The following is a 23,969-nucleotide window of genomic DNA, read 5'->3' on the forward strand; positions in this document are numbered from 1 at the left end:
AAATTTACTTGAAATATTATTCAAATACTATCTTATATTTTTCTTTTATTTCTTTTGTAGCATTTAAAAGATCTGATATAACTTTTTTCGCCACTTCTGCTGACTGTTCAAAAGCTCCACTTTCCCTTGCATCAGCTTCTGCGTTTTCTTTACCACTTTGAGTAAATTCTGCATAATCATCAACTTTAATAGGATTAAAAATAGAGTTCTTTTCATCATACACTTTTAAAGATTTCATATCCAGCTCATTTGATAATATTTTTGATTCAGGTAAAGTAACCTTTATAGTTTTATTAGCCTCATCAACCTCAACTTTTGTTTCTGATAAGTCGATTCCTAATTTTAAAATTCCTGTATAACTTACTATAAAACTTGACTTTGTAAATGGTAACTTGATATTAAATAAAGTGTTCCAATCTTCTCTACTGGCTATTTCTTTGTACTTATATTGTATAGTAGCCAATTCCTTCAATTCCTTAACTTGTACTCCAATAGTTTGATTAGTTATTTTAGGTTTTCCATTATCTGTTCCAAACCAAAAATATGAACATCCTATAATTAAAATTACAACTACTACTATTGCAGATACTTTTTTTAATAGTTTCATTATGAAATAGTCCTCCTAAACAAATAATAACGTAACCATTATATATATATATATAGGATGTCAAGTATTTTTTCTTTATTTAAATAAGAACCCCACCCTTCCACGATGCTTCGCATCGGTTGGGTTCCTGGGAACCTTGTTGTTTCACAATAAAAAAGCGAACAAAATTAAATTTTATTCGCCATATCCATTATTTTTTTAAATCTATGATTTACTCCCGATTTGCTAATTTTTAAAATCTCCGCCAATTCTTTTAATGAAAGAGTTGGATTTTTTAATCTTAACTCACAAAGTTCAAGTAAATTTTTATCTAAATTCTTTTTACCATATATTTTATAAACTTTATTTATTGCATCTATTTGTGCAAATGCAGTATTTAAAGTTTTATCAAAATTTGCCGTTTCACAATTTGTAAGTCTATTCGTATTATTCTTTATTTCCTTTATCATCTTTGTTTCTTCAAACTTGAACAAACTATTTACAGTTCCAATTAATGAAAGAAAGTCAGAAATCATTGTACTATCTTTTACATATACAATGTATTGATCCTTTTTTTCTATACTTTTTGCCTTTATTCCAAATAGCTTCAAATATTTTATTACAAGTTTTGCCAATTCATTTGAATTCAAAGTAAATTCAAGATGATAACTCTTGTCAGGATTTGCTATTGATCCAGCACCTAAAAAAATTCCACATAAAAAATTTTTAATAAAATTTTTACTTTTAGCTGAACCTTCATATAAATCATCTTTTAGAAAAAGACTATCCAAGTCAGAAAAAAAAGTATCTTGTAAAAATCTTTTTGAAATTTCTTCATCTTCTATTACAATTTTATACACATTGTTTTTTCTTAAATTGGAAATCTTTGAAACCATTATTTTCCCATCATAAGAATATAGAAATTTAAAGAGTTTAAAAATTCTTCTTATAATCGAATTATTTGTAGTTTCAAAACGAATTATAAAAGCAAAGTTACTGAAAACTATAGTTCCATTAGTTCTTATAAAAGCAGAAAGCTCAGAAATAGCAGAATCTTTTTCTACTATTTCTCTTCTTGAAAGTTCATTTTTTAAATCAGTTGAAAAAGCCATTATTTTCTTTTTCTCTTTTCATAAAAATAATTGGCACTCTTTAACATATTTCTTTCAGCATCATGCTTTACTAATTTCATAGCTTTATCATATGGTAAAAATATTGCTTCTACAAAACCTTCCTCTCTTTGTGGAATTAAATTCAAATCCTCAGGTTCCATATAAAAATAATGAACTGTTTTTTTCACTTTTTCCCCGTCATTATGTTGATAATCATATTTTACGAATCCTAAATACTTGATAATTCTAGCTCGTATCCCTGATTCTTCTTGAACTTCTCTAATAGCGGCAATCTCTCTAGTTTCATTATTTTCAAGCCTACCCTTTGGCAAAACCCATTCATTGCTAAATTTCTTCAACAAAAGAAATTCACCATTATGAATAACAACTCCACCGGCACTAACTTCTAGCATAAACCCTCCTATTGTCGTATCTCATATCTTCTTAATATTATAACACGAAATGAAATCACATTCAAATTACAAGTTTCAAGTAAAGATTGTTACTTCTTAAAATTTTGCTTTGAACAATAAAATTACGATTGATTATCTTAGAAGAATTATGATATAATATGTCTTGTGTATTTTAAGATAAAAAAGATTTTTTATAAAGGAGATAATAAATGAAATTAGGAATAGTTGGACTACCAAATGTTGGTAAAAGTACATTATTTAATGCAATTACTAAAGCCGGAGCTGAATCAGCAAATTACCCTTTCTGTACTATAGATCCTAATGTAGGTCTAGTTAATGTACCTGATGAAAGATTAAATAAATTGACAGAACTTTACAATTCAAAAAAGACAATCCCTGCAGTTATTGAATTTTACGATATTGCCGGTCTCGTAAAAGGAGCTAGTAAAGGCGAAGGTCTAGGAAATAAATTCTTATCTCATATTAGAGAAGTTGATGCTATTGTTGAAGTTATAAGATGTTTTGAAGATGAAAATATTGTTCATGTAGATGGAGAAGTTAATCCTCTAAGAGATGTTGAAACAATAAATTTAGAACTTATACTATCAGACCTTGAACTCGTTGAAAAGAGATTAGAAAAAGCTAGAAAATCACTAAAGGGAAATAAAAGTTTTAAAGAAGAAGTTGACCTCTTAGAAAAAATATTACCTGTTTTAGAAGAAGGAAAATCCATTAGATCTTTAAGTTTTGATGATAGTGAAAAAGCAATTTTAAAAAACTTTTCTCTTTTAAGTGTTAAGCCTATTATTTATGTTGCAAATGTAAATGAAGACGATATGCTTGATGAAGGAAAAAATAATGAGTATGTAAAAGTACTTGATGATTTTGCCAAGAAAGAAAATTCTGGAATCGTAGTAATCAGCGCACAAATTGAAAAAGAAATTTCAGAACTTGAAGAAGATGAACAAATTGAATTTTTAAACGATTTAGGTATTTCTGAAAGCGGTGTTTCAAAGTTAATAAAAGAGAGCTATAATCTTTTAGGACTTATGAGCTTTTTAACTGCAGGACCGGAAGAAACAAGAGCTTGGACAATTAAAATTGGAACAAATGCTGTAAATGCAGCTGGAAAAATACATTCAGATATTCAAAGGGGCTTTATCAGAGCTGAAATTGTAAATTATGATGATTTAATTTCCCTTGGAAGTATGGTTGCAGCTAGAGAAAAAGGACTTGTAAGGCTTGAAGGAAAAGAATATATTATGCAAGATGGAGATGTAGTTTACTTCAGATTCAATGTATAATAAATAAAGGGATTAAAAATGAGAAAAAAATTATTATTAATGTTGTTAGTATTGACAACTATTGTAGGCTGTGGAAAGAATGAAGAAAATACGAAAGAAAAAGAAAATGCTCAGTCAACAATTACTGAAGAACAAAAAAGCGAAATTACTAAAAAAGTTAAAGAAAGAGAAACTAATAAGATAAAAGCAGAAGTTCATAAAGAAATTTTATCTAAATTTATAGAATTTTTATCTGAAAATTCAGAGAATGAATTTAAAATAGATTATAATATAAATGCCGATGCAATAACACTTCTTGCTGTTGGAGAAATGAAACAATCATTAATTGAATCATTAAATAGTGATAATCTTGACGAAGAATTAAAAGCACTTGGAGATAATCTTAAAAAAAGCGAAATAGATGACTTATTTCCAAATGTTAAATTATACTTTTTAAATCCAGAAAAACCTGATACTGTAGCTTTAATTTATAAAAATGGAGAAGTTACAAAAGTAGAAGAAGAATTAAATATTAATGAACAAAAGATTGAAGGAGAAGATAAAATTTCTTCTGAAGTTTTAACTGCTGACGAAATAAAAAAATTAAATCTCAAACAAAAAAAGAAACTTTATCTAAATTTATAGAAATCTTTCAAAAAGAAATAAAACAAGCTGGAGATGTCGAATATAACGAAGAACAAGATGCTATAAATGTTAAACTAAAAGGTCAAGCAAAAGAAGGGCTTATCCAAATGTTAAAATTCAAAGATACTCAAAAAGCTCAAGAAACATGGAAAAAATCCTGTGAATACTTTGTATATTCATCAAATCTTATAAATAAAGTTTTATCAGATATGGTAATAAATATTTTATATCCTGATGATAGTAAAATATTATTATCTTTGAAGAATGGTCAAATTATAGAGGATAATTTTACAAAATAGTATTGTTACTTTACTATTCTACAATACTTACTATTTTGTGAATCAATAATAAAATTATTATGTAATAGAAAAGACTGTGTTAGAACACAGTCTTTTCTTATAATATTTGTTATTTTCCTAAAATACTTTTTACTTCTTCATCTTTTAATTCATAATTGTAAAATAATTTATAGAATTCTTTTACTTCTTTTTCCATATCATATTTATATATATCAGGATAAACTAAATTACCAAGCCATTTCATTCCGATTACTCTGTTTGCTGCAGGAGGTCTTCCAAAAAAGTTATAAGGTCCACTAGGTGCATAAAAAACTTTATTTTCCTTTACAGCTTTTAGATTTTTAAAAGTTGAATCACCTTTTATTTGATCAGCCAATTCTTTTGACTCAAAAATTAAGAAATCAGGATTTACTTCTGATAATTTTTCAAAAGGAATTTCATTTCCTGAACCACCTTGAACTTTTTCAACAGTAATTGCATTTTCTGCTCCTATGAATTCTATGATATCAGCATGAATAGAACCTTTTGCATTCGCAAATAATCCTGTTTTTCCTCCACCATAGTAAACTTTCTTAACATCTTTTATCTTCGCTTTATTTTCTTCAATTTCCTTATATGTTTTCTTTATATAATCTGAAAGCTCTTTTCCTCTTTCTTTATCTCCTAAAACTTCTGCAAGTCTTTCAAATGCTTCTGGCAATTTATCAAGAGTTAATTCTATAAAAACTACAGGAATTTTTAATTGTTCTTGAAGCTTATTTAAATCTTCTTCAATTCCTTTTTTCTTTTCACCCATATCAATTATTACATCAGGTTTTGCATTAATAACTGCCTCCATATTTAGATTGGCTTTTTTACCATAAAAGGCTCCAAATTCTGGTAATTTTTTTAAATCATCTGAAATGTACTTTTCAGTACTTTGAGAAAATTTTGATGCAATTCCAACCAACTTCTTTGGTTCATAAATATGCAACATAACTTGTGCGGGATTCCCTGATGGTGCAACCTTAGTTATGTTTTGTTTTAAAGTAACTTCTCTACCTAAGTCATCTTTAAAAACTCTTGTTTCTTCTTTTGTTTCTGTTTGTTGTTTTTCTTCCTTCTTTTCAGTATTTTTTGAACAAGCAGTAAACAGAAACCCAAAAGCTAAACAAAGCGCTAAAATTCTTTTAAACTTTTTCATATTTCCTCCTTTTCAACTACCACAATTGCTGTGTTTTTAGGTTTACAATAATATTTTGTAAAAACTTCTCCATTGTAGCTGTAATTTATATCTTTTACATTAGATAACAAATTAATTCCTTCTTCTCCATACCATTTTTTTAAATACTTCATAACCTCTTCATCGTCTTTTAATGGCTGACCAAATTCAAAAGTTTGTCTATAAATTTTATAAGTAACTTTTCTTTCTTCAAGAAATTTACAAATATCCTGAATTGTATTTTTATTTGGATTATGTACAATCTCATTTTCAATATCATTTCTAATTATAATCATTCTTTTAGAAAATAAATTATAAAAATTATAAAAATAATCTTCAATATTCCCAAAATGAGAGAATAAAATATTGTCCCTCTTCCCTATTTTTTCTATAAGTTCCCCATTATAGCAGTCAGAGCAAATTGTTTTAAAATTTTTAATTTTATTTTTAGCTATGCTTTGTTCCAAAAGTTTTAAAACATGCTCATCATAATCTACCCCAACTATATCACTGAAATGATTAGATAATTTCATCGGTAAAATTCCTAATCCACAACCAAAGTCAACGAGACTTTCTCCTTTTGGAATGATTTTCTTTATTTCTGAAGTCATATTGTCGTGGTATTTTGTGTATTCAGAAGCAACTAAATACCATTTTATTCTATCTTCATTCCAAAACATAATCTTGTCTAACCTCCTTATAGTCAGGAATACAGAATTTCCCATTTTCAGTTTCAATTAAATTTATAGGAACATTATATAGTTTTTCTAAAATTTCTTTATTTAAAATTGAAATATCTCCAAAATGAATTTCCTTATTTTTTTTAACAATCAAAATTTTATCTGCATAAGTTAATGCATGATTTGGATTATGAGTAGTAATTAAAAATCCTATATTTTTTTCCTTTAATGAATTACAAATCTCCATTATCTTAAGTTGATTGCCATAATCTAAGTTTGCAACCGGCTCATCCATAAAAATGTAGTTATTAGCTTGTAACAATGCTCTAGCAATTAACACAAGCTGTCTTTCTCCACCACTAATTTGTCTATAATTTTTATCTTTTAGATAAGAAATTCCTAGAGTTTTTAAAATTTCAACAGATTTTTCATAATCTTCTCTAGTTGTCTTATAGAAAAATCCATCTTTTTTAGAATAATTTCCCATTAAGATAACATCAATAACTTTATAGTCAAAAGCTGGAAAATGAATTTGTGGAATATATGAAATAAATCTTGAAAGTTTTTTACTATCTAATTCTTTTAAATCAAAATCATCAATAATTACATTTCCATTTTTTATAGGAATAAGTTTTAAAAGTGCTTTTAATAAAGTTGATTTTCCAGCTCCATTTTCTCCTAAAATGCAGATTATTTCTCCTTTATTTAATGAAAAACTAATATCTTTTAATATTTCATTCTTCCCATAAAAAACATTTAAATTTTTAATCTCTATCATAATCTCTACCTTTTTTATAAATCAAATACAAGAATATTGGAGCACCGATAAAAGAAGTAACTATCCCTATTGGAATTTCTGAAGTAGTAATATTTCTACATAAAATATCTACGACAAGTAAAAAACTAGCTCCTAAAAGTCCAGACGCAGGAATTACAAATCTATAATCATCCCCAAAAATAAGTCTTGAAAAATGTGGTATTACAAGTCCAATCCAACCTATTATACCTGTAACCGCAACACTTGAAGCAGTCATAAGTGTTGCAAAAAATATTATAATAAATCTTATTTTTTCAGTATTAAGTCCAAGTGTTTTAGCCTCTTCTTCACCCATTGTAAAAATATTTATTTCTACTTTATAAAGATTAGATACAATAAGTCCTGTTACAATTGGGAAAAAGATAAATTTAAAGTCTATCATTTTTACAGAAGCCAAAGAACCCATAAGCCAATATGTTATGCTTGGAAGTTGGTTTTCTGTATCAGCAACAAGTTTTACAAAGGAAATTAAAGATGAAAATAAACTTCCTATCATCATTCCAGTTAAAATAAGCCCTAAAATTCTATCGCTTCTAAAAATTTTACTTAAAGTGTAAGTAACAAAAACTGAAATAATACCTAAACTAAAAGATAATAGTGTTATTTCAAAAAAATTAAAATACATAAGTATTCCAAATGCACTACCAAATGCAGCAGCTTGAGTTGTTCCTAAAATATCAGGACTTACCATAGGATTTTTTAAAAGTCCTTGATATAATGCTCCACTAGTAGAAATTCCCGCTCCTACTAAAATTGCACACAAAACACGAGGAATCCTTATATTCCAAATCACCGTACTTGCAGGTGAATTATCAACTATTCCATAAAAAAATCTATCAGTTATCACTTTTATTACATCCAAAAATTTGATTGGATATCGTCCAATACTAAAGGAAAAAATAAAAGCTAAAACTAAAAAAGCTACTAAAAATAAGAACTTTATTCTTACTTTTTTATCAATCATAACTATGTTCTCCAAAAAATATAACGTTATATAAATTATAAATTATTAATATGAAAAAGTCAACGAATATCAGTCTTTGTTTATGGCTAACTATGTAGTAAAGTCAAAATTTTAAACAAAAAAACAGTAAGACAATTTGATGATTTACTGTTTTTTTACAACCTTTAATGAATTGATTTTTATTGCGAAGCAACAAGGTTCTCGGGTACCCTCCCGATGCAAAGCATCGTGGAAGGGTGAGGTTCTTATTGTGAAGCAACAAGGTTCTCAGGCACTCTCTCTATACAAAACATCGTGTAAAGTTGTGGTTCCTATCGATATAAGATATCATAACTATTAACAAACTTTTTCACATAAAAGCTTGACAGTTATAAAAGTTTCAAATATACTTATTGTAAGGAGTACATCGCAAAAAAATAGGAGGTGCTATTATGATATCAAGAGAATTACATTTTAGGATATTACTTATTATTCTTATAGTACAAAATATATATATTTATAAGAAGTATGTTATACCGACTATGAAAAATAATGGAACTTATGAAAAATATAAATGGTATTCCAGAATCGGCTCAATAGTTATGGCTTTAATTATTGGTTATGCAATATATTTTTTGTTTTTTGCTCGATAAAATCAAATTAACATAAGACCCCACTCTTCCACGACGCTTCGCATCGGGTGGGTGCTCGGGAACCTTGTTGTTTCTCAATAAAAAAATAGACAATATATGAAATTGTCTATTTTTTATTTTAATATTTAATTGATAATTTTCTTATTTTAATTTTAATCAAGTCTAAAAAACTCTTCTAATGTGATATTATTTTTTAACATTTTATTTGCGTTTTCTACACCAACATAACGAAAATGCCATGGCTCGAACTTAAAATTAGTTAAGTTTTCCTTATTTTCAGGATAACGAAGAATAAATCCATATTTATGGGCATTTTTTATAAGCCAGTGAAATTCTTCAGTTTCTTTAAATGCTTCTGTTAAATTTTTTTCTTCATCTTTACCAATTATATCTAAACTTTGTCCTATTTGTGATTCATTATGCCCTGGTGCAGCATACATTGCATAAATAACAGCTCCATCAGGTTTTGGTGCATTTTTATGAATTTCTTTTTGCTCTTCATAACTTACATAATCTTTAGATAAATTAAGAGTTATTTTTTCTCTATTTGCATCTACTTTCATTAATTCAAATTGCTTTTCAACAAATTTATCCATTTGTGGATTAAAATCACTTGGCAATCCATATTCAGTATTTACTAAAAGTATTCCCTTTATAACTTTAAAATTTTTATCTTTGGATACATTTTCTATATTTTTACTCTTAACAAAATAAAAATTATCATTATATTTTATTTTACTTACTCCATCTTTATAGCCATAAACTTCAAGATACTTTTCCTTATCAATTTTACCTTTTTGAATAGAAAGATTTTCATTTTCATAAATAGGAGTTTTTTCCAAAGTTTTTGCATAATTTGTTAAAATATCAGAAAAATCTGTAACTTCAGGCAAAGATAAATTTTCAAAATTATAAGGTAAATCTTTTTCTATTTCCGACTTTTTATTTTTATTTTTAGTATATAATGAAAATACTACATAGGAAATAATTAATACAAAAATTGCTACTATAAAAATAAGTCTTCTACTTTTTGTCTTTTTCAAAATTACCCTCTATCTTATTATATCTTAATACATAATTAAAGGGATTTAGAAATCTAAATCCCTTTAAACTACTTTTTATTCAACATCTAATACTTTTCTTCCTTTATACATTCCTGTGTCAGGATTAACTCTGTGAGGTACAACCAATTCATTAGTTTCAGGATCTCTAACTAGAGCCACTTTAGGTAATCTATATGAAGATGCTCTTCTTTTATCTCTTCTTGCTTTTGAAGTTTTTCTCTTAGGTACTGCCATTATAACACCTCCTCTGAATTCTTATAACATATACCTCCGTTTTAAACGGATAACAGAAATATTATACTACAAAAAAATTAATTTGTCAACATTATTTTACTAAATTCATAGTATCTCTTGCAATCATTAATTCTTCATTTGTAGGAACTATTAAGACTTTTACTCTTGAATTACCAGCTGAAATAACAGCTTCTTCTCTTGTATCATTTTTAGCATCATCAATAATAATTCCATATTCTTCCATGTTTTCTAATATTAATTTACGCATTGAAGCTGAATTTTCTCCAATACCACCAGCAAATGAAATTGCATCTACATGACCTAATTCAGCCATAAAACCACCAACATATCTTCTTACTCTTGTGATAAACATATCTAAAGCAAGTTGCGCTCTTTCATTTCCTTTTTCAGCTGCTTCTTCTAAGTCTCTAAAGTCTGAGCTTAATCCTGAAACTCCAAGAACTCCAGATTTTTTATTTAAAATTTGATTCATTTCATCAGCTGAATATCCTTTTTCATTCATTAAGAATGTCATAACTGTAGGATCTAAATCTCCACTTCTTGTTCCCATTACAAGTCCTTCTAACGGAGTTAATCCCATTGTTGTATCATAACATTCTCCGTTTTTAATTGCAGCGATTGATGATCCATTTCCTAAGTGAACAGTAATAATATTTAAGTTTTTCTTATCTGTATTTAACAATTCAGCAGTTCTTAAAGTTACATATCTATGGCTTGTTCCATGGAAACCAAATTTTCTAAGTCTATAATCTTCATAGTATTCATAAGGAATCGCATACATAAATGTTCTTGCTGGCATTGTTTGATGGAATGCTGTATCGAATACTGCAACATTTTGTTTTCCAGGAACTAGGCTTTCACAAGCTTCAATACCCATTAAATTTGCTGGGTTATGTAGTGGTCCAAATTTAATAAATTCTTTAACTTTTGCTTTTACATTTTCATCAATTATACATGATGCTGTTAATTTATCTCCACCATGAAGTACTCTATGTCCAATTGCATTAACTTCGTCCAAGCTCTTAACAACTCCAAATTTTTCATGAACTAAAGCATCAAATACATGTTTGATAGCTGCTGTATGATCTTTCATTGCTTCTTCAACAACTAATTTTTCACTTCCAACTTTGTGAGTTAATTTTGAACCTTCAATTCCAATTCTCTCAACTAATCCCTTACATAATACACTTTCATCAGTCATATCAAATAATTGATATTTTAAAGATGAACTTCCACAGTTAATAACTAAAATTTTCATTAATTTCCTCCTAATTTTTAAAAAAGCATATTTTACATACATAGATATTTTACTATTTTGAGCTGAATAAGTCAATACAATTTTTTATTATAATCTAAAATCACCAGCTATTATTCTTCGAAAATATCAACTTTTTCTTTTTTAATGGTATTTTTTCTTTGCTTAAGAATTCCCATGATAAAAAATACAGTACCACAAATAACAAAAATTGTTCCGAAAATTGCAGTTATCCAAAATGGCGCATTCTTTTCTTTAATATATTTTAACATTGAAATTAGTAACATAATTCCAATAGCAAACTGTGAAACTCCAATAGAAATAAACATTGAATATCTTTTTCTAACTTGTTTATTAATATCTTTACTATCTGAATATAACTCTAATTCTCCATAAGCTTTATTTTTTCGCATATATACTCTTCCTGCATATTCTGCAACTATAGTAATTCCACTTTGTTCTATAAAATTAAGATATTCTTTTTTCTTTTCTCCAGAATAGTTTGGAATATCAATCTTATATTGATACTTAGCAGGTGAAACATCTTCAAATTCATAATTTCCATTGCTATATCCTATAAGCATAAGTCCATTTTCTCCCTGTTCATTTAACCATTCTTCTTCTTTACTAATGTCCAAAAAAGTTTTTTTAACTGTTGTTTTCATTGTTTTTCTCCTTTACTGTTCTCGCATTTTTCAATAATTCTTCTAAACGAATAAGTTCTAACTCAAAATATTTTTTTCCTGTATCTGTTATAATATATTCTATTTTTCTATCTTGAGGTTCATTATCCAACTGTCTAATCCAGTTCTTTTTTTGTAGTGTGTCTAATGCCCCATAAAGTGTTCCTGCTCCAAGATTTACTCTATTATCAGTCATCTCTGCAATATCTTTCATTAAAGCATATCCATGAGCTGGGTTATGAAGACGAAGTAAAATATAAAAAACAGATTCTGTTAAAGCTCCACTATTAGTTTGTCTTCCCATTATTTCTCCTTTCTATTACGTTTTATGATATATCGTAATTAAAGTATATCATAAAACGTAATAGTTGTCAACACTTTAATAAAAAAATTTTTTATTTGTAAAATATAGTAAAATCAGCAATAATAGGATATTTTATTAAGAGATTCTTGTTGTTTCACAATAAAAAAAGCAGAAATTTTTTTAATCTCTGCCTTCTATAATATTATTTTTTAAAATTTATTTTATTTTCATTACCATTAATAAGTCTTACAATATTACTTTTATGTCTATATATACTTAAACTTGCTAGAAATAATAATGTTAATAGTACATAAATATTTCTATATTTAAAAAATATATATGATATTGGTAAAACGGAAGTTGTTGCCAACATTGACCCCAATGATATATATTTAGTCAATACAACTATTGTAATAAATATTAAAATCGCCACAATTGCAATTTTATAGTCTAAAAATATAATAAATCCAAAAGAGGATGCAATACCCTTTCCACCTTTAAAATTTAAAACTATAGGCCAGTTATGTCCAATAACAACAAAAATTCCTGCTAAAAGCACACCATTTAATCCTAATAGCTTCATTCCTATAAAACAAGCTAAAATTGATTTTAAAAGGTCAACAATAAATGTTAGAGCTCCCGCCTTAATACCAAAAACCCTTAATGCATTCGTCGTTCCCGCATTTTTACTTCCATAATCTCTAATATCTTTATTAAATAACAACTTTCCAAAAATCATTCCACCAGATATATTACCTAAAAAATAAGCAATAATTATACAAAATATAAATTTAAACATTTTCTTCTCCCCTTGCTCTAAGTTCAAAAACTATTGGAGAAGAAGTAAATGAAAAATTCTTTCTAATTTGATTTTCTAAATATCTCAAATATGAAAAATGCATCAACTCCACTTTATTAACAAATATTACAAACTTCGGTGGCCTAACCGAAACTTGACTTGCATAAAATATTTTTAGTCTTTGTCCTTTATCAGTAGGTGGTGAATTATGAACAACTGCATCATTTATAATATCATTTAAAATTCCAGTTGAAATTCTTGTACTATAATTTTCATCTGCAATTCTTATAGCATCAAATAATTTATCAATTCTTTGCCCTGTTTTAACTGAAATAAAAACAAGTTGTGCATATGGAACAAAGCTTAATTTAGTTCTTATATCATCTTCAAAAGCTTTATAAGTTTTATTGTCTTTAACGATTAAATCCCATTTATTAACTGCGATAATTAAAGATTTATTCTGTTCTTTAGCAAAACCAATAACTTTTGTATCCTGTTCCGTAACACCTTCTGTAGCATCAATCAAAAGAATTGCAATATCTGATCTTTCAACTGCATTTAAAGTTCTTACTACACTATATCTTTCCAAGTTTTCAGTTATATTCTTTTTTCTTCTTAGCCCCGCAGTATCAGTGAAAATGTAAGTTTTCCCATCAATTTCAACTCTAGAATCTATAGAATCTCTTGTAGTTCCCGCAATATCAGAAACAATCATTCTTTCTTCCCCAAGAATTCTATTCATTAAAGAGCTCTTACCTACATTAGGTTTCCCAATTAATGCAATTTTTGTTACTTCATCTTCTTCACCTGTATATTTATTTTCAGGAAATTCTTTAATAATTTCATCAAGCAAATCTCCAAGTCCGAAACCTTGAGTCGCAGATATAATATTCAAATTTTCAAAACCAAGTTCATAAAACTCATAAACTTCTGCAGGCATTTTATGAGTATCAACTTTATTTACAGCTAAAACAACTGGCTTTTTAGTTCTTCTTAAATAGTTTGAAATTTCTCTATCTTCATCCATTAAGCCATTTTTTCCATCAACAACAAATAAAATTACATCAGCATTTTCCATTGCAACATCTGCTTGAGCTTTAATCTTTTGTAAAATAATATCATCACTATTAGGCTCAAGGCCTCCTGTATCGCAAAGAATAAAATGTTTATTTTGCCATTCAGCATCTTGATATAATCTATCTCTCGTAACACCGGGAGTATCTTCAGTAATAGCAATTCTTTTATTTATAAGTTTATTAAAAAGTGTTGATTTCCCAACATTTGGTCGTCCAACTACACAAACTAAAGGTCTTTCCATAAATTCACCTCCACTTTCTTAATATATTTTAACATATTTTGTTATTTAAAAAAATAAGCTCCTATAAAGGAGCTCATTATTATACTGGATAAATAGAAACTTGTTTTTTATCTCTACCTTTTCTTTCAAATCTTACAACACCAGAAACTTTAGCAAAAAGTGTATCATCTCCACCCTTACCAACATTTACTCCTGGGTGTATTTTTGTTCCACGTTGTCTAACTAAAATATTTCCTGCAAGAACGAATTGTCCATCCCCTCTTTTAGTACCTAATCTTTTAGCTCTACTATCACGACCGTTCTTAGTACTACCTAAACCTTTTTTACTGGAAAAAAGTTGTAAATTAATTTTTAACATACTCTACACCTCCTTATAATAAATCTCAATATATTTATTATATTCTTCTTTCAATGATATAATGCCAACTTCAAAAGTTTTTATTATCGTCTGAATATCTCTAACCTTAGCTTCATCTAAATTTTCAATATCTATCATCATCTTTAAATATCCATCTCCTACATCTATATCCATACACTTAGGGTCTATGGAACAGATTTTTTCAATAGAATTCGGTGTATTCATAGATAAAATAGATAATGATGCACAGAGAATATCATTCTCTTCACTAAAATCAGCATGTCCATCCATTTCAAATCCGTAATATAAATCTTTTTTCTTAAAAATATAAATATCAGTCATTAAAATGCAATACTTTCAATCTTAACTTTTGTAAATGGTTGACGATGTCCTTTTTTCTTTCTATAATTTTTCTTAGCTTTGAACTTGAAAATTATAACTTTCTTTCCTCTTCCATGTCTTTCAACAGTTCCTTCAACCTTAGCTCCTTCAACCAATGGAGACCCAACTTTAATATCTCCATCTTTAGAAACTAAAAGAACTTTATCAAAAGATACTTTAGAACCTTCTTCAACGTTTAATTTTTCAACAAAAATGCTTTGTCCCTCTTCAACTTGGTATTGTTTACCACCAGTTTCAATTATTGCGTACATAGTGCACCTCCTCATTCTTAAGTCTCGCCGAAATTAGGTGCTATGCTTTAAAAACCTAATCCGTGCGGTAACACAACAAGTAGTATATCATAAAAATAACAAAAAATCAAGATTTTTCAAAAAATTTTATATTATTTTAATTTTATGGTATAATAATTTATATTATTTTAAAAATAAGATAAAAGTAATTATATAAAAATCAAAATGATTGTTCTTTGAGGAGGTTTTTTATGTCAGAGAAAAAAATAAGAAGTATACAATCAAAACCTAAAAATAAGAAGCAAAGTTCTGGAAAATCAATTTTCAAAATTTTAACCATAACTATATTGACTATTCTTATGCTTGGAGCAGGAATTACAGGAATTTTTGCAACAACATTCGTAGATATTATGAAAGATGCTCCAGTTGTTGATACGTCTAATATAAATGAACTAATGATTCAATCTTCTAAAATTTTAGATAGAGATGAAAATGTAGTTGAAAAAATAGAAAACTTAGAAAATAGAACAATTGTAAAACTAAGCGATGTTCCTGAACATTTGGTAAATGCTTTTATTTCTATTGAAGACGAAAGATTTTATACACATAAAGGTGTTGACCCCATTGGTATTGCAAAGAGTCTTTTCGATACTGCTAAAGGTAGACTTAGAGGTGGTTCAACAATCGCTCAACAATTAGCTAGAAATTTATATCTTTCTAATGAAAAGAAAATTGAAAGAAAATTGAAAGAAGCATATCTTGCAATTAAAATTACAGATAGTTTAAAAAGAGAAGGTGTTCTTGAAGCTTATTTAAATAGAGTTTTCTTAGGGCAGCATTCCTATGGTGTGCAATCAGCAAGTCAAGGGTATTTTTCAAAAGATGTAAAAGATTTGACTATTGCAGAATCTGCACTTCTTGCAGCTATTGTTCAAAGTCCATCAAACTATTCTCTATATAAGACTATTAAGCCAGAAAATGTAAATGATGAATCTTCTGTTATAAAAGATTTAAATATCAATGGTCAAGTTTATAAAGCAGTATATAATCCTAAAGTACTAGATAGACAAAAATATGTTTTGAAAAAAATGTATCAACTTAAGAAAATAACTAAAGAAGAATATGAAGAAGCTCTTAAAGAAGATGTATTTGCTGCTATCAAGCCTAATAAGGGATTTGAGAGAGAGGTTTCAACTTACTTCACAGAATATGTTAAATACCAAGTTGCTGAAAAGCTAATGAAAAAGTATAATTATACAAAAGAAGAAGCCTGGAATAAAATATACAATGGTGGTTTGACTATTCATTCTACAATGGATCAAACTATTCAGAAAAATTTAGAAAATCTTTATAGTGATTTTGCAAATGTTATGAAGGCCCCAAAAAGTGGTGGACCTGCATTTGCCTCATTTAAAAGAGATAGATCGAATAATATAACTGATTCTAATGGAAAGATAATATTATATAAAAAATCTAATATTATCGATGGAAATAATAATATTATAATTCCAAAAGGAGAATTTACCATAAACGAAGATAAATCTTTGGAAATTAAGAGTAATAGAATTTCCATGTACCAAAATGTTTTAGCGGTATCAAGTTTCTATACTATTAATAACCAAAACAATCTTGTAACCCATGGAATAGGAAGTTTTCAAGTCCCTGAGGAAAATTTAACTATTGAAAATGAAAAAACTTTTAAAATTTCTGCATCTTTCTTTGAAACTTATAAAGATTTTTATAATGTAAATGATAATGGAGATTTAACTTTAAACTCAAAATACTTCCAAATAGATGAAGATGGAACAGTTCAACCACAATCCTCTTCTGTAGTAATCGACCATACTAAAGGCGAATTAATTGCAATAATTGGAGGTAGAGAAACAAAAGGTAATCCTCTAAATAGAGCTTATAGAGTTCCGAGACAACCAGGTTCTACTATGAAACCTATCGGAGTATATACACCTGCACTTGATAATGGATATACTGCTGCTACTGGAATTGAAGATGCTCCACACTATAATGATAAGCACGAATTGTGGCCAAAAAACTGGTATAATGGTTATAGAGGTCTTCAAACTCTTAGAGAAAGTATTGTTCAGTCTATAAACGTAAATGCAGTTAAAACGCTAGAAAAAATTGGAATTGAAAAATCAAAAGAATATTTGAAAAGATTTGGTTTAATAAATGAAGAAAATGAATTAGATGATACTTATGTTTCAAGGTCAGAAAATATTGAATATAATGACGAAAACTTATCAAGTATGGCTTTAGGTGGTATGACAAGAGGTATGACTAATTTAAAAATGACCGCTGCTTATGCCTCAATAGCAAATGATGGAAAATACCTTGAACCTATTTCATTTACAAAAGTAGTCGACTCTACAGGTAAAGTGATTTTAGAACCAGATCAAAAGCAAAGAGAAGTTACGTCAAATGCTAATGCGTTTATTATGAGAGATATACTTAAAGGGGTACCTGATGCTATGGCACCTGGTGCTAAACATCCAACAATAGAAGTTGCTGGTAAAACAGGTACTACAAGTGACCTTAGAGACTCTTGGTTCATTGGTTTTTCACCTTATTATACTATTGGAACATGGATTGGATTTGATAATCAAAATATAGAACTAAATAATAATAATTCTATGGCAGCAACTCTTTGGGGAAAAGTTAATAAGATAGTCTTAGAAGGTAAAAAGGCAAAGAAATTTGACCCACCTCCTGAAAATGTAATTAAGAAATACATTTCAGTCAGATCAGGATTGTTAGCTACAGAAGGATCAGGAAAAGCTGTTTATGAATATTTTGTAAAAGGTACTGAACCTACAAAATTTGAACAATCATATTTTGTTTATTATAAGATTGATAAAAGAAATGGAAAATTAGCTACTGAATCTACTCCAAAGCAATATGTTGAAGAAAGAAAATATTATATTAAAGCTAGTGCTTATAAACCAGGTAAAACTGATTATTCTAGAGATGACTTTATTAATCCACCTCCATCAGATGTATCTGATATAGTAGATGATCCAAATACAAATAACAATAATAATAACAGTAATAATAACAACAATAATAACGATAGTAATAGTAATACTAACGATACTAATACTAACACAAATGAAAATAACAATCCATAAAAAAAGAGTTGCAATCGCAACTCTTTTTTAGTATACTTCATCGATTATTCCGCCACCTATTACAATATCATCCAAATAAAACACAGCTGATTGCCCTTTGTTCGGGGCTCTTACTTGTTTTTTAAATTCTACAAATAAATCATTATTTTTATAGAATAATAATCCTTTAGTTTCATTTTGACCATGTCTTACTTTTACACTAACTTCCAAAGGCTTTTCTAAAGTATCAAAAGGTATAAAATTTTCTTCCCTTATTTTTATTTTATCTTTATAAAGTGCATCTTCATCCGATAATGTTACTGTATTATCTATTGCATTTATCTTAGATACAAATACTCTTTTACCCAATGCAATTCCAAGACCTTTTCTTTGACCAACAGTATAATAGACTATGCCATTATGCTTTCCTAGTTTATTTCCCCTATCATCAATAAAGTATCCTTCTTTAATCAATTCAGGATTTCTTTGTCTAATAAAAAGACCATGATCTCTATTTTGAACAAAACAAATTTCTTCACTATCTTTTTTTGAATAAGTCAAAATATTTTCATCTTTAGCAATTTGTCTTACTTCTTCCTTTTCTAAATCTGCAAGTGGAAATAAAGTCTTTGATAAAACTTCTTGACTTGTATTGTATAAAAAATAAGTTTGATCTTTTTTAGAGTCTTTAGCTCTTTTTAATAAGTATCTATTATAATTTTTATCAAATTCAACTTTTGCATAATGTCCAGTAGAAATAAAATCAGCCTTTAGAGGCTTTATTTTTTCTACAAAGCTATTAAATTTAATGTATTTATTACAAGCAACACAAGGATTTGGAGTGTAACCAAGAGAGTACTCTCTTACAAAATTTTCAATTACTTTTCTATCAAATTCTTCCCTAAAGCTCATTGTATAATGCTTTACTCCCATAGCTTCAGCAACAATTTTTGCATCCATAACAGAAGATAAAGAACAACAGCCCTTTTCTTCATCATAAAGATGTCCTTTAGGTACTAAATTCATAGTAACTCCAATTACTTCATAACCTTCTTCCAATAACAAATGGCAGGCAACACAACTGTCGACCCCGCCACTCATTCCTAAAATAACTCTTTTATTCAAAATTACCTCACTAATAACTGATAATTATTCCACCCTCATTTTCGTAAGTAGAAGATAATCCTCTTGCAGAAACAATCAAAATATCCTTAAAATTGTATCTTTCAACTATTTTATTCTTTATTTCTTTTGCTCTTTCCAAACAATTACAATGAGTTATTACCAATATTTTTTCTTCAATATTTGAACTATTTTCAGCTATTGCATCAATTAATTCACTATATGCTTTTTTTAAGCCTCTAACTTTCTTATAAATATCTATTTCACCATTAACACCTTGCATAACAGGCTTTATAGAAAAAGCAGAAGCAATCATAGCTTTTAATTTAGAAATTCTTCCATTTTTTATTAAATTATCAAGACTTTCCAAAACAAAAAATATATTCATTTCTGAAATGTATTTTGTTACATTATCAACAATTTCTTGGAACGCCATTTTTTTATCTATACATTCTTGAATTTTCAAGGCAACTAAAGTTTCTCCAGAAGCAGCAGACTTAGTATCAAAAACATGAATTAATCTTTCTCCCTTTTCAAGTACCATTGTCCTTGCTAAACATGCATTAGAATATGTTGCACTTAATTTTCCAGATAAAGTTACACAAAAAACTTCTTTTGCCTCTTCAAATTTATCCATAAAAAGTTTAGGAGATGGAGCAGCTGTTTTTATAGAACTTGCATTTCTCATAGCTTCTATATATTTATCTACATCTAAATTTTCATCATCTAAATAATCAACATCATCCAGTTGTAATGTCAAAGGAACTAATTCGATATCTAGTTTGCTTTTCATCTCCTCTGTTAAATCACAACAACTGTCAGCAACTATCAATCTATCTTTCATACTATCCTAACCTCTCTTCAATAAATTTGGCAAGTTTTTTAGCTTCAACTTCCAATTCTTCTTGATTTTCTCCTTCAATCATAACTCTAACTAAAGGTTCAGTTCCAGAAGGTCTTATTAAAACTCTTCCATTACCTGAAAATTTTTCTTCAATTTGTTTTATCTCAGCAACTATTTCCTTATCTTGTGCATAAGCATTTCTATTTTCAAGCTTAACTTTTGCATTTACTAAAACTTGTGGATATGAAACCATAAGCTCATTAAAATAAGACAATTTATTTATACTACTTGCAACTAGTTCACATATCTTTAAAGCTGTAAAAGTCCCATCTCCAGTTGTACTATCATTTAAGAAAATCATATGTCCAGATTGCTCAGCTCCAAGAATGTAATCATGTTCAAGCATTTGTTCAAGAACGAACCTATCTCCAACTTTTGCTGCAACAAAATTTACATCTATTGAGTCTAAATATTTTTTTAGTCCAATATTACTCATAACTGTTCCAACAACAGCATTATTTGTAAGTTCATCTTTTTCTTTATACGACTTAGCCATTGCTGCTAAAATATGATCTCCATCCATAATATTTCCTTTTTCATCAACAGCTAAACATCTATCTGCATCTCCATCAAAAGAAAATCCCATATCAACATCATTTTCCAAAACGGCTTTTCTTATTACTTCCATATTTGTACTACCACAATTTAAGTTAATATTCTTTCCATCAGGAGCAGTATTTAAAGAAATAACTTCCATTCCTAACTCTTCAAATAATTTTCTTGCAATTTTATAACTTGCCCCATTTCCAAAGTCTACTGCTATTTTTAAATTTGAAAAATCTGCATCTACTCTTGATTTTAAATAATCCGCATAAATAGAAACCGCCTCTTTTTCTTCAGTGAAAATTCCTTCTTGAACTTCTCCAAAGTCAAAATTTTCATCATCTAAAATATTTTCAACTTTAAATTCTATTTCATCAGAAAGTTTGAAGCCATCTTCATTAAAAATCTTAATTCCATTATATTTAAAAGGATTATGTGAAGCAGAAATAACAGCTCCTCCAACTGCTTTAAAATATTTAATTAAATAAGCAACTGTTGGTGTTGGCGCTATTCCAATAGTAACTACATTAAAGCCCATTTCTAATAAGCCTTTAGCTAAACTACTCTCAAGATTTTTTCCACTTTCTCTAGTATCTCTACCTATTATAAATAACTTTTCTTCTTTATCTTTTAAAATATATCCAACAGATTTTCCGAGTTTATATGCAAGTTCGTCAGTTAAATTTTCTCCATATACTCCTCTTACACCATCTGTTCCAAAATAATTACCCATTTTTTCTCCTATTTTATTTTCTAAATTTATTCTTGATTACACACATAATCACAATAATTATATCATAAACAAAGAAAAAAATCATTAATTATAGCAAAAAACAATGTATTTATATTTATCATACTAAATTTAAATTTCTCATACTATTATAAATAAAGTACAATACTTTTTTAATTTTTCTCTTTTATTTTAAATTGTGCCATTATTATACTTAATAAAGTAATGACAACAACTATAAGGTAAATTGATTTATTCTGTTCAAATCCTAAAATTCCCTCTGGTATTAACTTTGAAATCCATAGATAAACTCTATCTCCAAAATAGACTCCCATAGCAAAGAACAATTGAAAAATTCCCATACTTACATTTCTATCTTCTTTTTCAAAATATTGCATAGCCATTGAAATCAAGCAAGTATATGCAATTCCATAGCCAAAACCATTAAAAATATATCCAAAAAATGCAGGGATATATGAATTAGTTAATAAAATAATTATATAAAATATTAGATTTGAAACTAAACCTAAGATTAAAGTTTTTTCAATTCCTATCTTCTTTGCAAAATAAGTTCCTGCTAATACACTTGCAATAAGTTGTGGAAAAGCAAATAGTACGTCAATATAAGCCAAACATATAGGTGGCATATTTAAATTAACTTTTGCATAAGCAATCATATTTGCTCCTGACGTTGAAAACTTTATAAATGAAACTAAAATTGCAATTAAACAGGTATATAAATAGCCTTTAAATTCAAAAACTTTTTTAACTTTTTCAAAGCTAAATCTCTTTGCAGAATAAGAAACATCTTTAACAAAAAAACTTAATATCAAAGCTACAATTGAAATTGTGGCAGAAAGTGTCCAAAGCAATTTAAAATTCTTGTATGTACCATAAGTTGACAAATACTGTATTGGAGCTGCTATAAATTCTGCTAAAAGCGGTGCTATTGATAGAATCGACGCTGAAATTGCAGCTTTTTCCTTAGAAAATGTCTCTGAAAACAACACATTGAAAACTGCAAGCATAGATGCACATATTCCCATAGCTATTGATGAAAAATAAAGAGTATTATAGCTTGGTTTTAAAACTACAATTAAAGATGCTAATGTTAAAATAAAAAGTGCAATTTGAATAAATATTTTTTTTCTATTAAAAATATCACTCAGTATAAAAATTGGCAGCCTGATAAAGCAACTTATTAGTCCGTATGCTGAAGTTATCTGTGCAGCCAAAACAATCGAAAAACCAAGCCCCCCCTCTTCCATGGGACTTATAGCATAGAGCTTTCTATATGCTCTTACAACTGTTATTCCACTCCAAAAAAGTACAAACAACCAAAATATTAACTTTTGATTTCTATCCAAATCGTATTTCTTTGAAATAAAATATATAATTATAAAAGTTAAAACAATCATAAAAATTGATGAATATAATTTTTCCATTTTTCTCTCCTAATTTTTTGGCTTAAAAGCTAAAATTTTACCACGTCTTATATATTTTCTCAAATCTATTTTATGTCCCCATTTTGCAAGGTATTCTTCAGTTAACTCTTCTTCAATTATTGTATAAAGCTCAAATCCAACATTTTTCAAAATATTCTTTAACTTCTCCGAAGTTATTGATCCTGCAACTCAAGTTGCATGAAAAATCGGTTCATCTTTAACCCAAGTTGGCAATTCTTTAAATTGAACAATATCTGAAATTGAAATTCTTCCACCAGCTTTTAAAACTCTAAAAATTTCAGAATATACTTTTTCCTTATCTTCGCATAAATTTATAACACAATTTGAAATTACACAGTCAACGGTATTGCTCTCAACTTTAAGATTGTCTATATCTGAAACTCTAAAGTCCGTATTTAAAAACTTCTTTTTTTCTCTTATATAATTTGCTCTTTCAATCATTTCAGGGAGTCTATCAACTCCGATAACAAAGCCTTCTTTCCCAACTATTTTACAAGCCTTAAAAACATCCATTCCCTTTCCACAACCTAAGTCTAAAACTGTTTCTCCGGATTTTAAATTTGCATTTTCAATTGGATTTCCACAACCCAAGCCTAGATTTGCCCCATTTTCTAAATCTTCTAAAGTATAACCTAAGCTTAGAGCTATTTTCTTTTCAAGTTCTTTACTATCTTCGCTTTCTCTTAATCTATCATTTACAGCAATATTTTTATATAGATTATCTATTGCTTTTTTATTGTTACAACATTTCATAATAAGCCTCCTTATAACCTAATTATTTT

Annotated in this window: 28 protein-coding genes; 5 read left to right on the top strand and 23 right to left on the bottom strand. The window is 27.9% G+C overall.

The window, feature by feature from the left end; all coding sequences use genetic code 11:
* Nucleotides 1-16 precede the first annotated feature (16 nt).
* From RWJ08_RS03170 to RWJ08_RS03180, 3 genes are all read right to left on the bottom strand, one after another.
* Nucleotides 17-607 (bottom strand): DUF4230 domain-containing protein, encoded by a 591-nt coding sequence (locus RWJ08_RS03170; RefSeq protein ID WP_313961046.1) that lies wholly within the window; start codon nucleotides 605-607, stop codon nucleotides 17-19.
* Nucleotides 608-774: 167 nt separating this feature from the next.
* Nucleotides 775-1,698, bottom strand: coding sequence for a DNA-binding protein WhiA (whiA, locus tag RWJ08_RS03175; protein ID WP_313961047.1), 924 nt, complete (start codon nucleotides 1,696-1,698; stop codon nucleotides 775-777).
* Entirely contained in the window at nucleotides 1,698-2,111 is a 414-nt protein-coding gene (locus tag RWJ08_RS03180; RefSeq protein WP_009354350.1) for an NUDIX hydrolase, read from the bottom strand. Before RWJ08_RS03180 ends, whiA begins: the two co-directional genes overlap by 1 nt.
* Before the next feature lie 209 nt (nucleotides 2,112-2,320).
* On the opposite strand from RWJ08_RS03180, the gene ychF reads away from it, so the two are divergent.
* The 3 genes from ychF to RWJ08_RS03195 all read left to right on the top strand — a co-directional run bounded on the left by ychF (nucleotide 2,321) and on the right by RWJ08_RS03195 (nucleotide 4,338).
* Entirely contained in the window at nucleotides 2,321-3,415 is a 1,095-nt protein-coding gene (gene ychF, locus RWJ08_RS03185) for a redox-regulated ATPase YchF (RefSeq protein ID WP_293439139.1), read from the top strand.
* Nucleotides 3,416-3,433: 18 nt separating this feature from the next.
* Nucleotides 3,434-4,039, top strand: a complete 606-nt coding sequence (locus tag RWJ08_RS03190) for a hypothetical protein (protein ID WP_313961048.1) — start codon at nucleotides 3,434-3,436, stop codon at nucleotides 4,037-4,039.
* 107 nt (nucleotides 4,040-4,146) lie between these two features.
* Complete coding sequence (locus RWJ08_RS03195) at nucleotides 4,147-4,338, top strand: hypothetical protein (protein ID WP_009354945.1); 192 nt, start codon at nucleotides 4,147-4,149, stop codon at nucleotides 4,336-4,338.
* A gap of 109 nt (nucleotides 4,339-4,447) precedes the next feature.
* Here the strand turns inward: RWJ08_RS03195 and RWJ08_RS03200 are convergent, their stop codons facing one another.
* From RWJ08_RS03200 to RWJ08_RS03215, 4 genes are read right to left on the bottom strand one after another with little or no spacing between them, the layout of a single operon-like run.
* Nucleotides 4,448-5,521 carry an ABC transporter substrate-binding protein gene (locus RWJ08_RS03200; protein WP_313961049.1) on the bottom strand — a complete coding sequence of 358 codons (1,074 nt, stop codon included), beginning with the start codon at nucleotides 5,519-5,521 and terminating at the stop codon, nucleotides 4,448-4,450.
* On the bottom strand, nucleotides 5,518-6,219 hold the full coding sequence (locus RWJ08_RS03205) for a class I SAM-dependent methyltransferase (RefSeq protein WP_313961050.1): 702 nt from the start codon (nucleotides 6,217-6,219) through the stop codon (nucleotides 5,518-5,520). Before RWJ08_RS03205 ends, RWJ08_RS03200 begins: the two co-directional genes overlap by 4 nt.
* Entirely contained in the window at nucleotides 6,206-6,997 is a 792-nt protein-coding gene (locus RWJ08_RS03210; RefSeq protein ID WP_009354450.1) for an ABC transporter ATP-binding protein, read from the bottom strand. Before RWJ08_RS03210 ends, RWJ08_RS03205 begins: the two co-directional genes overlap by 14 nt.
* On the bottom strand, nucleotides 6,984-8,000 hold the full coding sequence (locus RWJ08_RS03215; RefSeq protein ID WP_009354560.1) for an iron ABC transporter permease: 1,017 nt from the start codon (nucleotides 7,998-8,000) through the stop codon (nucleotides 6,984-6,986). The genes RWJ08_RS03210 and RWJ08_RS03215 overlap by 14 nt, the downstream gene beginning before the upstream one ends.
* Before the next feature lie 431 nt (nucleotides 8,001-8,431).
* On the opposite strand from RWJ08_RS03215, the gene RWJ08_RS03220 reads away from it, so the two are divergent.
* Nucleotides 8,432-8,632, top strand: a complete 201-nt coding sequence (locus RWJ08_RS03220; RefSeq protein ID WP_004832200.1) for a hypothetical protein — start codon at nucleotides 8,432-8,434, stop codon at nucleotides 8,630-8,632.
* Between the two features lie 152 nt (nucleotides 8,633-8,784).
* Here RWJ08_RS03220 and RWJ08_RS03225 read toward each other — a convergent pair whose 3' ends face one another.
* From RWJ08_RS03225 to rplU, 10 genes are all read right to left on the bottom strand, one after another.
* Nucleotides 8,785-9,675: a D-alanyl-D-alanine carboxypeptidase family protein gene (locus tag RWJ08_RS03225; protein WP_293439160.1), complete on the bottom strand. Its 891-nt coding sequence runs from the start codon at nucleotides 9,673-9,675 to the stop codon at nucleotides 8,785-8,787.
* Nucleotides 9,676-9,750: 75 nt separating this feature from the next.
* Nucleotides 9,751-9,930, bottom strand: coding sequence for a 50S ribosomal protein L32 (gene rpmF, locus RWJ08_RS03230; RefSeq protein WP_004832204.1), 180 nt, complete (start codon nucleotides 9,928-9,930; stop codon nucleotides 9,751-9,753).
* Between the two features lie 91 nt (nucleotides 9,931-10,021).
* Nucleotides 10,022-11,209 carry an acetate kinase gene (locus tag RWJ08_RS03235; RefSeq protein ID WP_313961051.1) on the bottom strand — a complete coding sequence of 396 codons (1,188 nt, stop codon included), beginning with the start codon at nucleotides 11,207-11,209 and terminating at the stop codon, nucleotides 10,022-10,024.
* 110 nt (nucleotides 11,210-11,319) lie between these two features.
* Complete coding sequence (locus RWJ08_RS03240; protein ID WP_313961052.1) at nucleotides 11,320-11,871, bottom strand: DUF2812 domain-containing protein; 552 nt, start codon at nucleotides 11,869-11,871, stop codon at nucleotides 11,320-11,322.
* Nucleotides 11,855-12,193, bottom strand: coding sequence for a PadR family transcriptional regulator (locus RWJ08_RS03245; RefSeq protein WP_313961053.1), 339 nt, complete (start codon nucleotides 12,191-12,193; stop codon nucleotides 11,855-11,857). Before RWJ08_RS03245 ends, RWJ08_RS03240 begins: the two co-directional genes overlap by 17 nt.
* A gap of 202 nt (nucleotides 12,194-12,395) precedes the next feature.
* Complete coding sequence (gene plsY, locus RWJ08_RS03250) at nucleotides 12,396-12,992, bottom strand: glycerol-3-phosphate 1-O-acyltransferase PlsY (RefSeq protein ID WP_313961054.1); 597 nt, start codon at nucleotides 12,990-12,992, stop codon at nucleotides 12,396-12,398.
* On the bottom strand, nucleotides 12,985-14,310 hold the full coding sequence (der, locus tag RWJ08_RS03255; RefSeq protein WP_313961055.1) for a ribosome biogenesis GTPase Der: 1,326 nt from the start codon (nucleotides 14,308-14,310) through the stop codon (nucleotides 12,985-12,987). Before der ends, plsY begins: the two co-directional genes overlap by 8 nt.
* Nucleotides 14,311-14,389: 79 nt before the next feature.
* On the bottom strand, nucleotides 14,390-14,668 hold the full coding sequence (rpmA, locus tag RWJ08_RS03260; protein WP_004832215.1) for a 50S ribosomal protein L27: 279 nt from the start codon (nucleotides 14,666-14,668) through the stop codon (nucleotides 14,390-14,392).
* A gap of 3 nt (nucleotides 14,669-14,671) precedes the next feature.
* Nucleotides 14,672-15,010 carry a ribosomal-processing cysteine protease Prp gene (locus RWJ08_RS03265; protein ID WP_313961056.1) on the bottom strand — a complete coding sequence of 113 codons (339 nt, stop codon included), beginning with the start codon at nucleotides 15,008-15,010 and terminating at the stop codon, nucleotides 14,672-14,674.
* Nucleotides 15,010-15,321 (bottom strand): 50S ribosomal protein L21, encoded by a 312-nt coding sequence (gene rplU, locus RWJ08_RS03270; protein ID WP_004832219.1) that lies wholly within the window; start codon nucleotides 15,319-15,321, stop codon nucleotides 15,010-15,012. Before rplU ends, RWJ08_RS03265 begins: the two co-directional genes overlap by 1 nt.
* Before the next feature lie 230 nt (nucleotides 15,322-15,551).
* Here rplU and RWJ08_RS03275 point away from each other — a divergent pair, with 230 nt between their 5' ends.
* Nucleotides 15,552-18,443, top strand: a complete 2,892-nt coding sequence (locus RWJ08_RS03275) for a transglycosylase domain-containing protein (protein WP_313961057.1) — start codon at nucleotides 15,552-15,554, stop codon at nucleotides 18,441-18,443.
* A 27-nt stretch (nucleotides 18,444-18,470) separates the two neighbouring features.
* On the opposite strand, the gene mnmA is transcribed toward RWJ08_RS03275, so the two are convergent.
* The 6 genes from mnmA to RWJ08_RS03305 all read right to left on the bottom strand — a co-directional run bounded on the left by mnmA (nucleotide 18,471) and on the right by RWJ08_RS03305 (nucleotide 23,940).
* Nucleotides 18,471-19,547 (bottom strand): tRNA 2-thiouridine(34) synthase MnmA, encoded by a 1,077-nt coding sequence (gene mnmA / locus RWJ08_RS03280; protein WP_313961058.1) that lies wholly within the window; start codon nucleotides 19,545-19,547, stop codon nucleotides 18,471-18,473.
* A gap of 10 nt (nucleotides 19,548-19,557) precedes the next feature.
* Complete coding sequence (locus tag RWJ08_RS03285; protein ID WP_313961059.1) at nucleotides 19,558-20,388, bottom strand: DegV family protein; 831 nt, start codon at nucleotides 20,386-20,388, stop codon at nucleotides 19,558-19,560.
* 1 nt (nucleotide 20,389) lies between these two features.
* The gene (gene glmM / locus RWJ08_RS03290; protein ID WP_313961060.1) at nucleotides 20,390-21,724 is read right to left on the bottom strand and encodes a phosphoglucosamine mutase; all 1,335 of its coding nucleotides are present in this window, start codon (nucleotides 21,722-21,724) and stop codon (nucleotides 20,390-20,392) included.
* Nucleotides 21,725-21,894: 170 nt separating this feature from the next.
* Complete coding sequence (locus RWJ08_RS03295) at nucleotides 21,895-23,166, bottom strand: MFS transporter (RefSeq protein ID WP_313961061.1); 1,272 nt, start codon at nucleotides 23,164-23,166, stop codon at nucleotides 21,895-21,897.
* Between the two features lie 9 nt (nucleotides 23,167-23,175).
* On the bottom strand, nucleotides 23,176-23,316 hold the full coding sequence (locus RWJ08_RS03300; RefSeq protein ID WP_269752366.1) for a hypothetical protein: 141 nt from the start codon (nucleotides 23,314-23,316) through the stop codon (nucleotides 23,176-23,178).
* A gap of 39 nt (nucleotides 23,317-23,355) precedes the next feature.
* Nucleotides 23,356-23,940 carry a methyltransferase domain-containing protein gene (locus RWJ08_RS03305; protein ID WP_313961062.1) on the bottom strand — a complete coding sequence of 195 codons (585 nt, stop codon included), beginning with the start codon at nucleotides 23,938-23,940 and terminating at the stop codon, nucleotides 23,356-23,358.
* Nucleotides 23,941-23,969 lie beyond the last annotated feature (29 nt).

The organism is uncultured Parvimonas sp. (assembly GCF_963524015.1).
GTDB lineage: Bacteria > Bacillota > Clostridia > Tissierellales > Peptoniphilaceae > Parvimonas.

Coding starts and splice junctions, on each gene's coding strand:
- RWJ08_RS03170 (WP_313961046.1), bottom strand. CDS start 607: ATGAAACTATTAAAAAAAGTATCTGCAATAGTAGTAGTTGTAATTTTA.
- whiA (WP_313961047.1), bottom strand. CDS start 1,698: ATGGCTTTTTCAACTGATTTAAAAAATGAACTTTCAAGAAGAGAAATA.
- RWJ08_RS03180 (WP_009354350.1), bottom strand. CDS start 2,111: ATGCTAGAAGTTAGTGCCGGTGGAGTTGTTATTCATAATGGTGAATTT.
- ychF (WP_293439139.1), top strand. CDS start 2,321: ATGAAATTAGGAATAGTTGGACTACCAAATGTTGGTAAAAGTACATTA.
- RWJ08_RS03190 (WP_313961048.1), top strand. CDS start 3,434: ATGAGAAAAAAATTATTATTAATGTTGTTAGTATTGACAACTATTGTA.
- RWJ08_RS03195 (WP_009354945.1), top strand. CDS start 4,147: ATGTTAAAATTCAAAGATACTCAAAAAGCTCAAGAAACATGGAAAAAA.
- RWJ08_RS03200 (WP_313961049.1), bottom strand. CDS start 5,521: ATGAAAAAGTTTAAAAGAATTTTAGCGCTTTGTTTAGCTTTTGGGTTT.
- RWJ08_RS03205 (WP_313961050.1), bottom strand. CDS start 6,219: ATGTTTTGGAATGAAGATAGAATAAAATGGTATTTAGTTGCTTCTGAA.
- RWJ08_RS03210 (WP_009354450.1), bottom strand. CDS start 6,997: ATGATAGAGATTAAAAATTTAAATGTTTTTTATGGGAAGAATGAAATA.
- RWJ08_RS03215 (WP_009354560.1), bottom strand. CDS start 8,000: ATGATTGATAAAAAAGTAAGAATAAAGTTCTTATTTTTAGTAGCTTTT.
- RWJ08_RS03220 (WP_004832200.1), top strand. CDS start 8,432: ATGATATCAAGAGAATTACATTTTAGGATATTACTTATTATTCTTATA.
- rpmF (WP_004832204.1), bottom strand. CDS start 9,930: ATGGCAGTACCTAAGAGAAAAACTTCAAAAGCAAGAAGAGATAAAAGA.
- RWJ08_RS03235 (WP_313961051.1), bottom strand. CDS start 11,209: ATGAAAATTTTAGTTATTAACTGTGGAAGTTCATCTTTAAAATATCAA.
- RWJ08_RS03240 (WP_313961052.1), bottom strand. CDS start 11,871: ATGAAAACAACAGTTAAAAAAACTTTTTTGGACATTAGTAAAGAAGAA.
- RWJ08_RS03245 (WP_313961053.1), bottom strand. CDS start 12,193: ATGGGAAGACAAACTAATAGTGGAGCTTTAACAGAATCTGTTTTTTAT.
- plsY (WP_313961054.1), bottom strand. CDS start 12,992: ATGTTTAAATTTATATTTTGTATAATTATTGCTTATTTTTTAGGTAAT.
- der (WP_313961055.1), bottom strand. CDS start 14,310: ATGGAAAGACCTTTAGTTTGTGTAGTTGGACGACCAAATGTTGGGAAA.
- rpmA (WP_004832215.1), bottom strand. CDS start 14,668: ATGTTAAAAATTAATTTACAACTTTTTTCCAGTAAAAAAGGTTTAGGT.
- RWJ08_RS03265 (WP_313961056.1), bottom strand. CDS start 15,010: ATGACTGATATTTATATTTTTAAGAAAAAAGATTTATATTACGGATTT.
- rplU (WP_004832219.1), bottom strand. CDS start 15,321: ATGTACGCAATAATTGAAACTGGTGGTAAACAATACCAAGTTGAAGAG.
- RWJ08_RS03275 (WP_313961057.1), top strand. CDS start 15,552: ATGTCAGAGAAAAAAATAAGAAGTATACAATCAAAACCTAAAAATAAG.
- RWJ08_RS03285 (WP_313961059.1), bottom strand. CDS start 20,388: ATGAAAGATAGATTGATAGTTGCTGACAGTTGTTGTGATTTAACAGAG.
- glmM (WP_313961060.1), bottom strand. CDS start 21,724: ATGGGTAATTATTTTGGAACAGATGGTGTAAGAGGAGTATATGGAGAA.
- RWJ08_RS03295 (WP_313961061.1), bottom strand. CDS start 23,166: ATGGAAAAATTATATTCATCAATTTTTATGATTGTTTTAACTTTTATA.
- RWJ08_RS03305 (WP_313961062.1), bottom strand. CDS start 23,940: ATGAAATGTTGTAACAATAAAAAAGCAATAGATAATCTATATAAAAAT.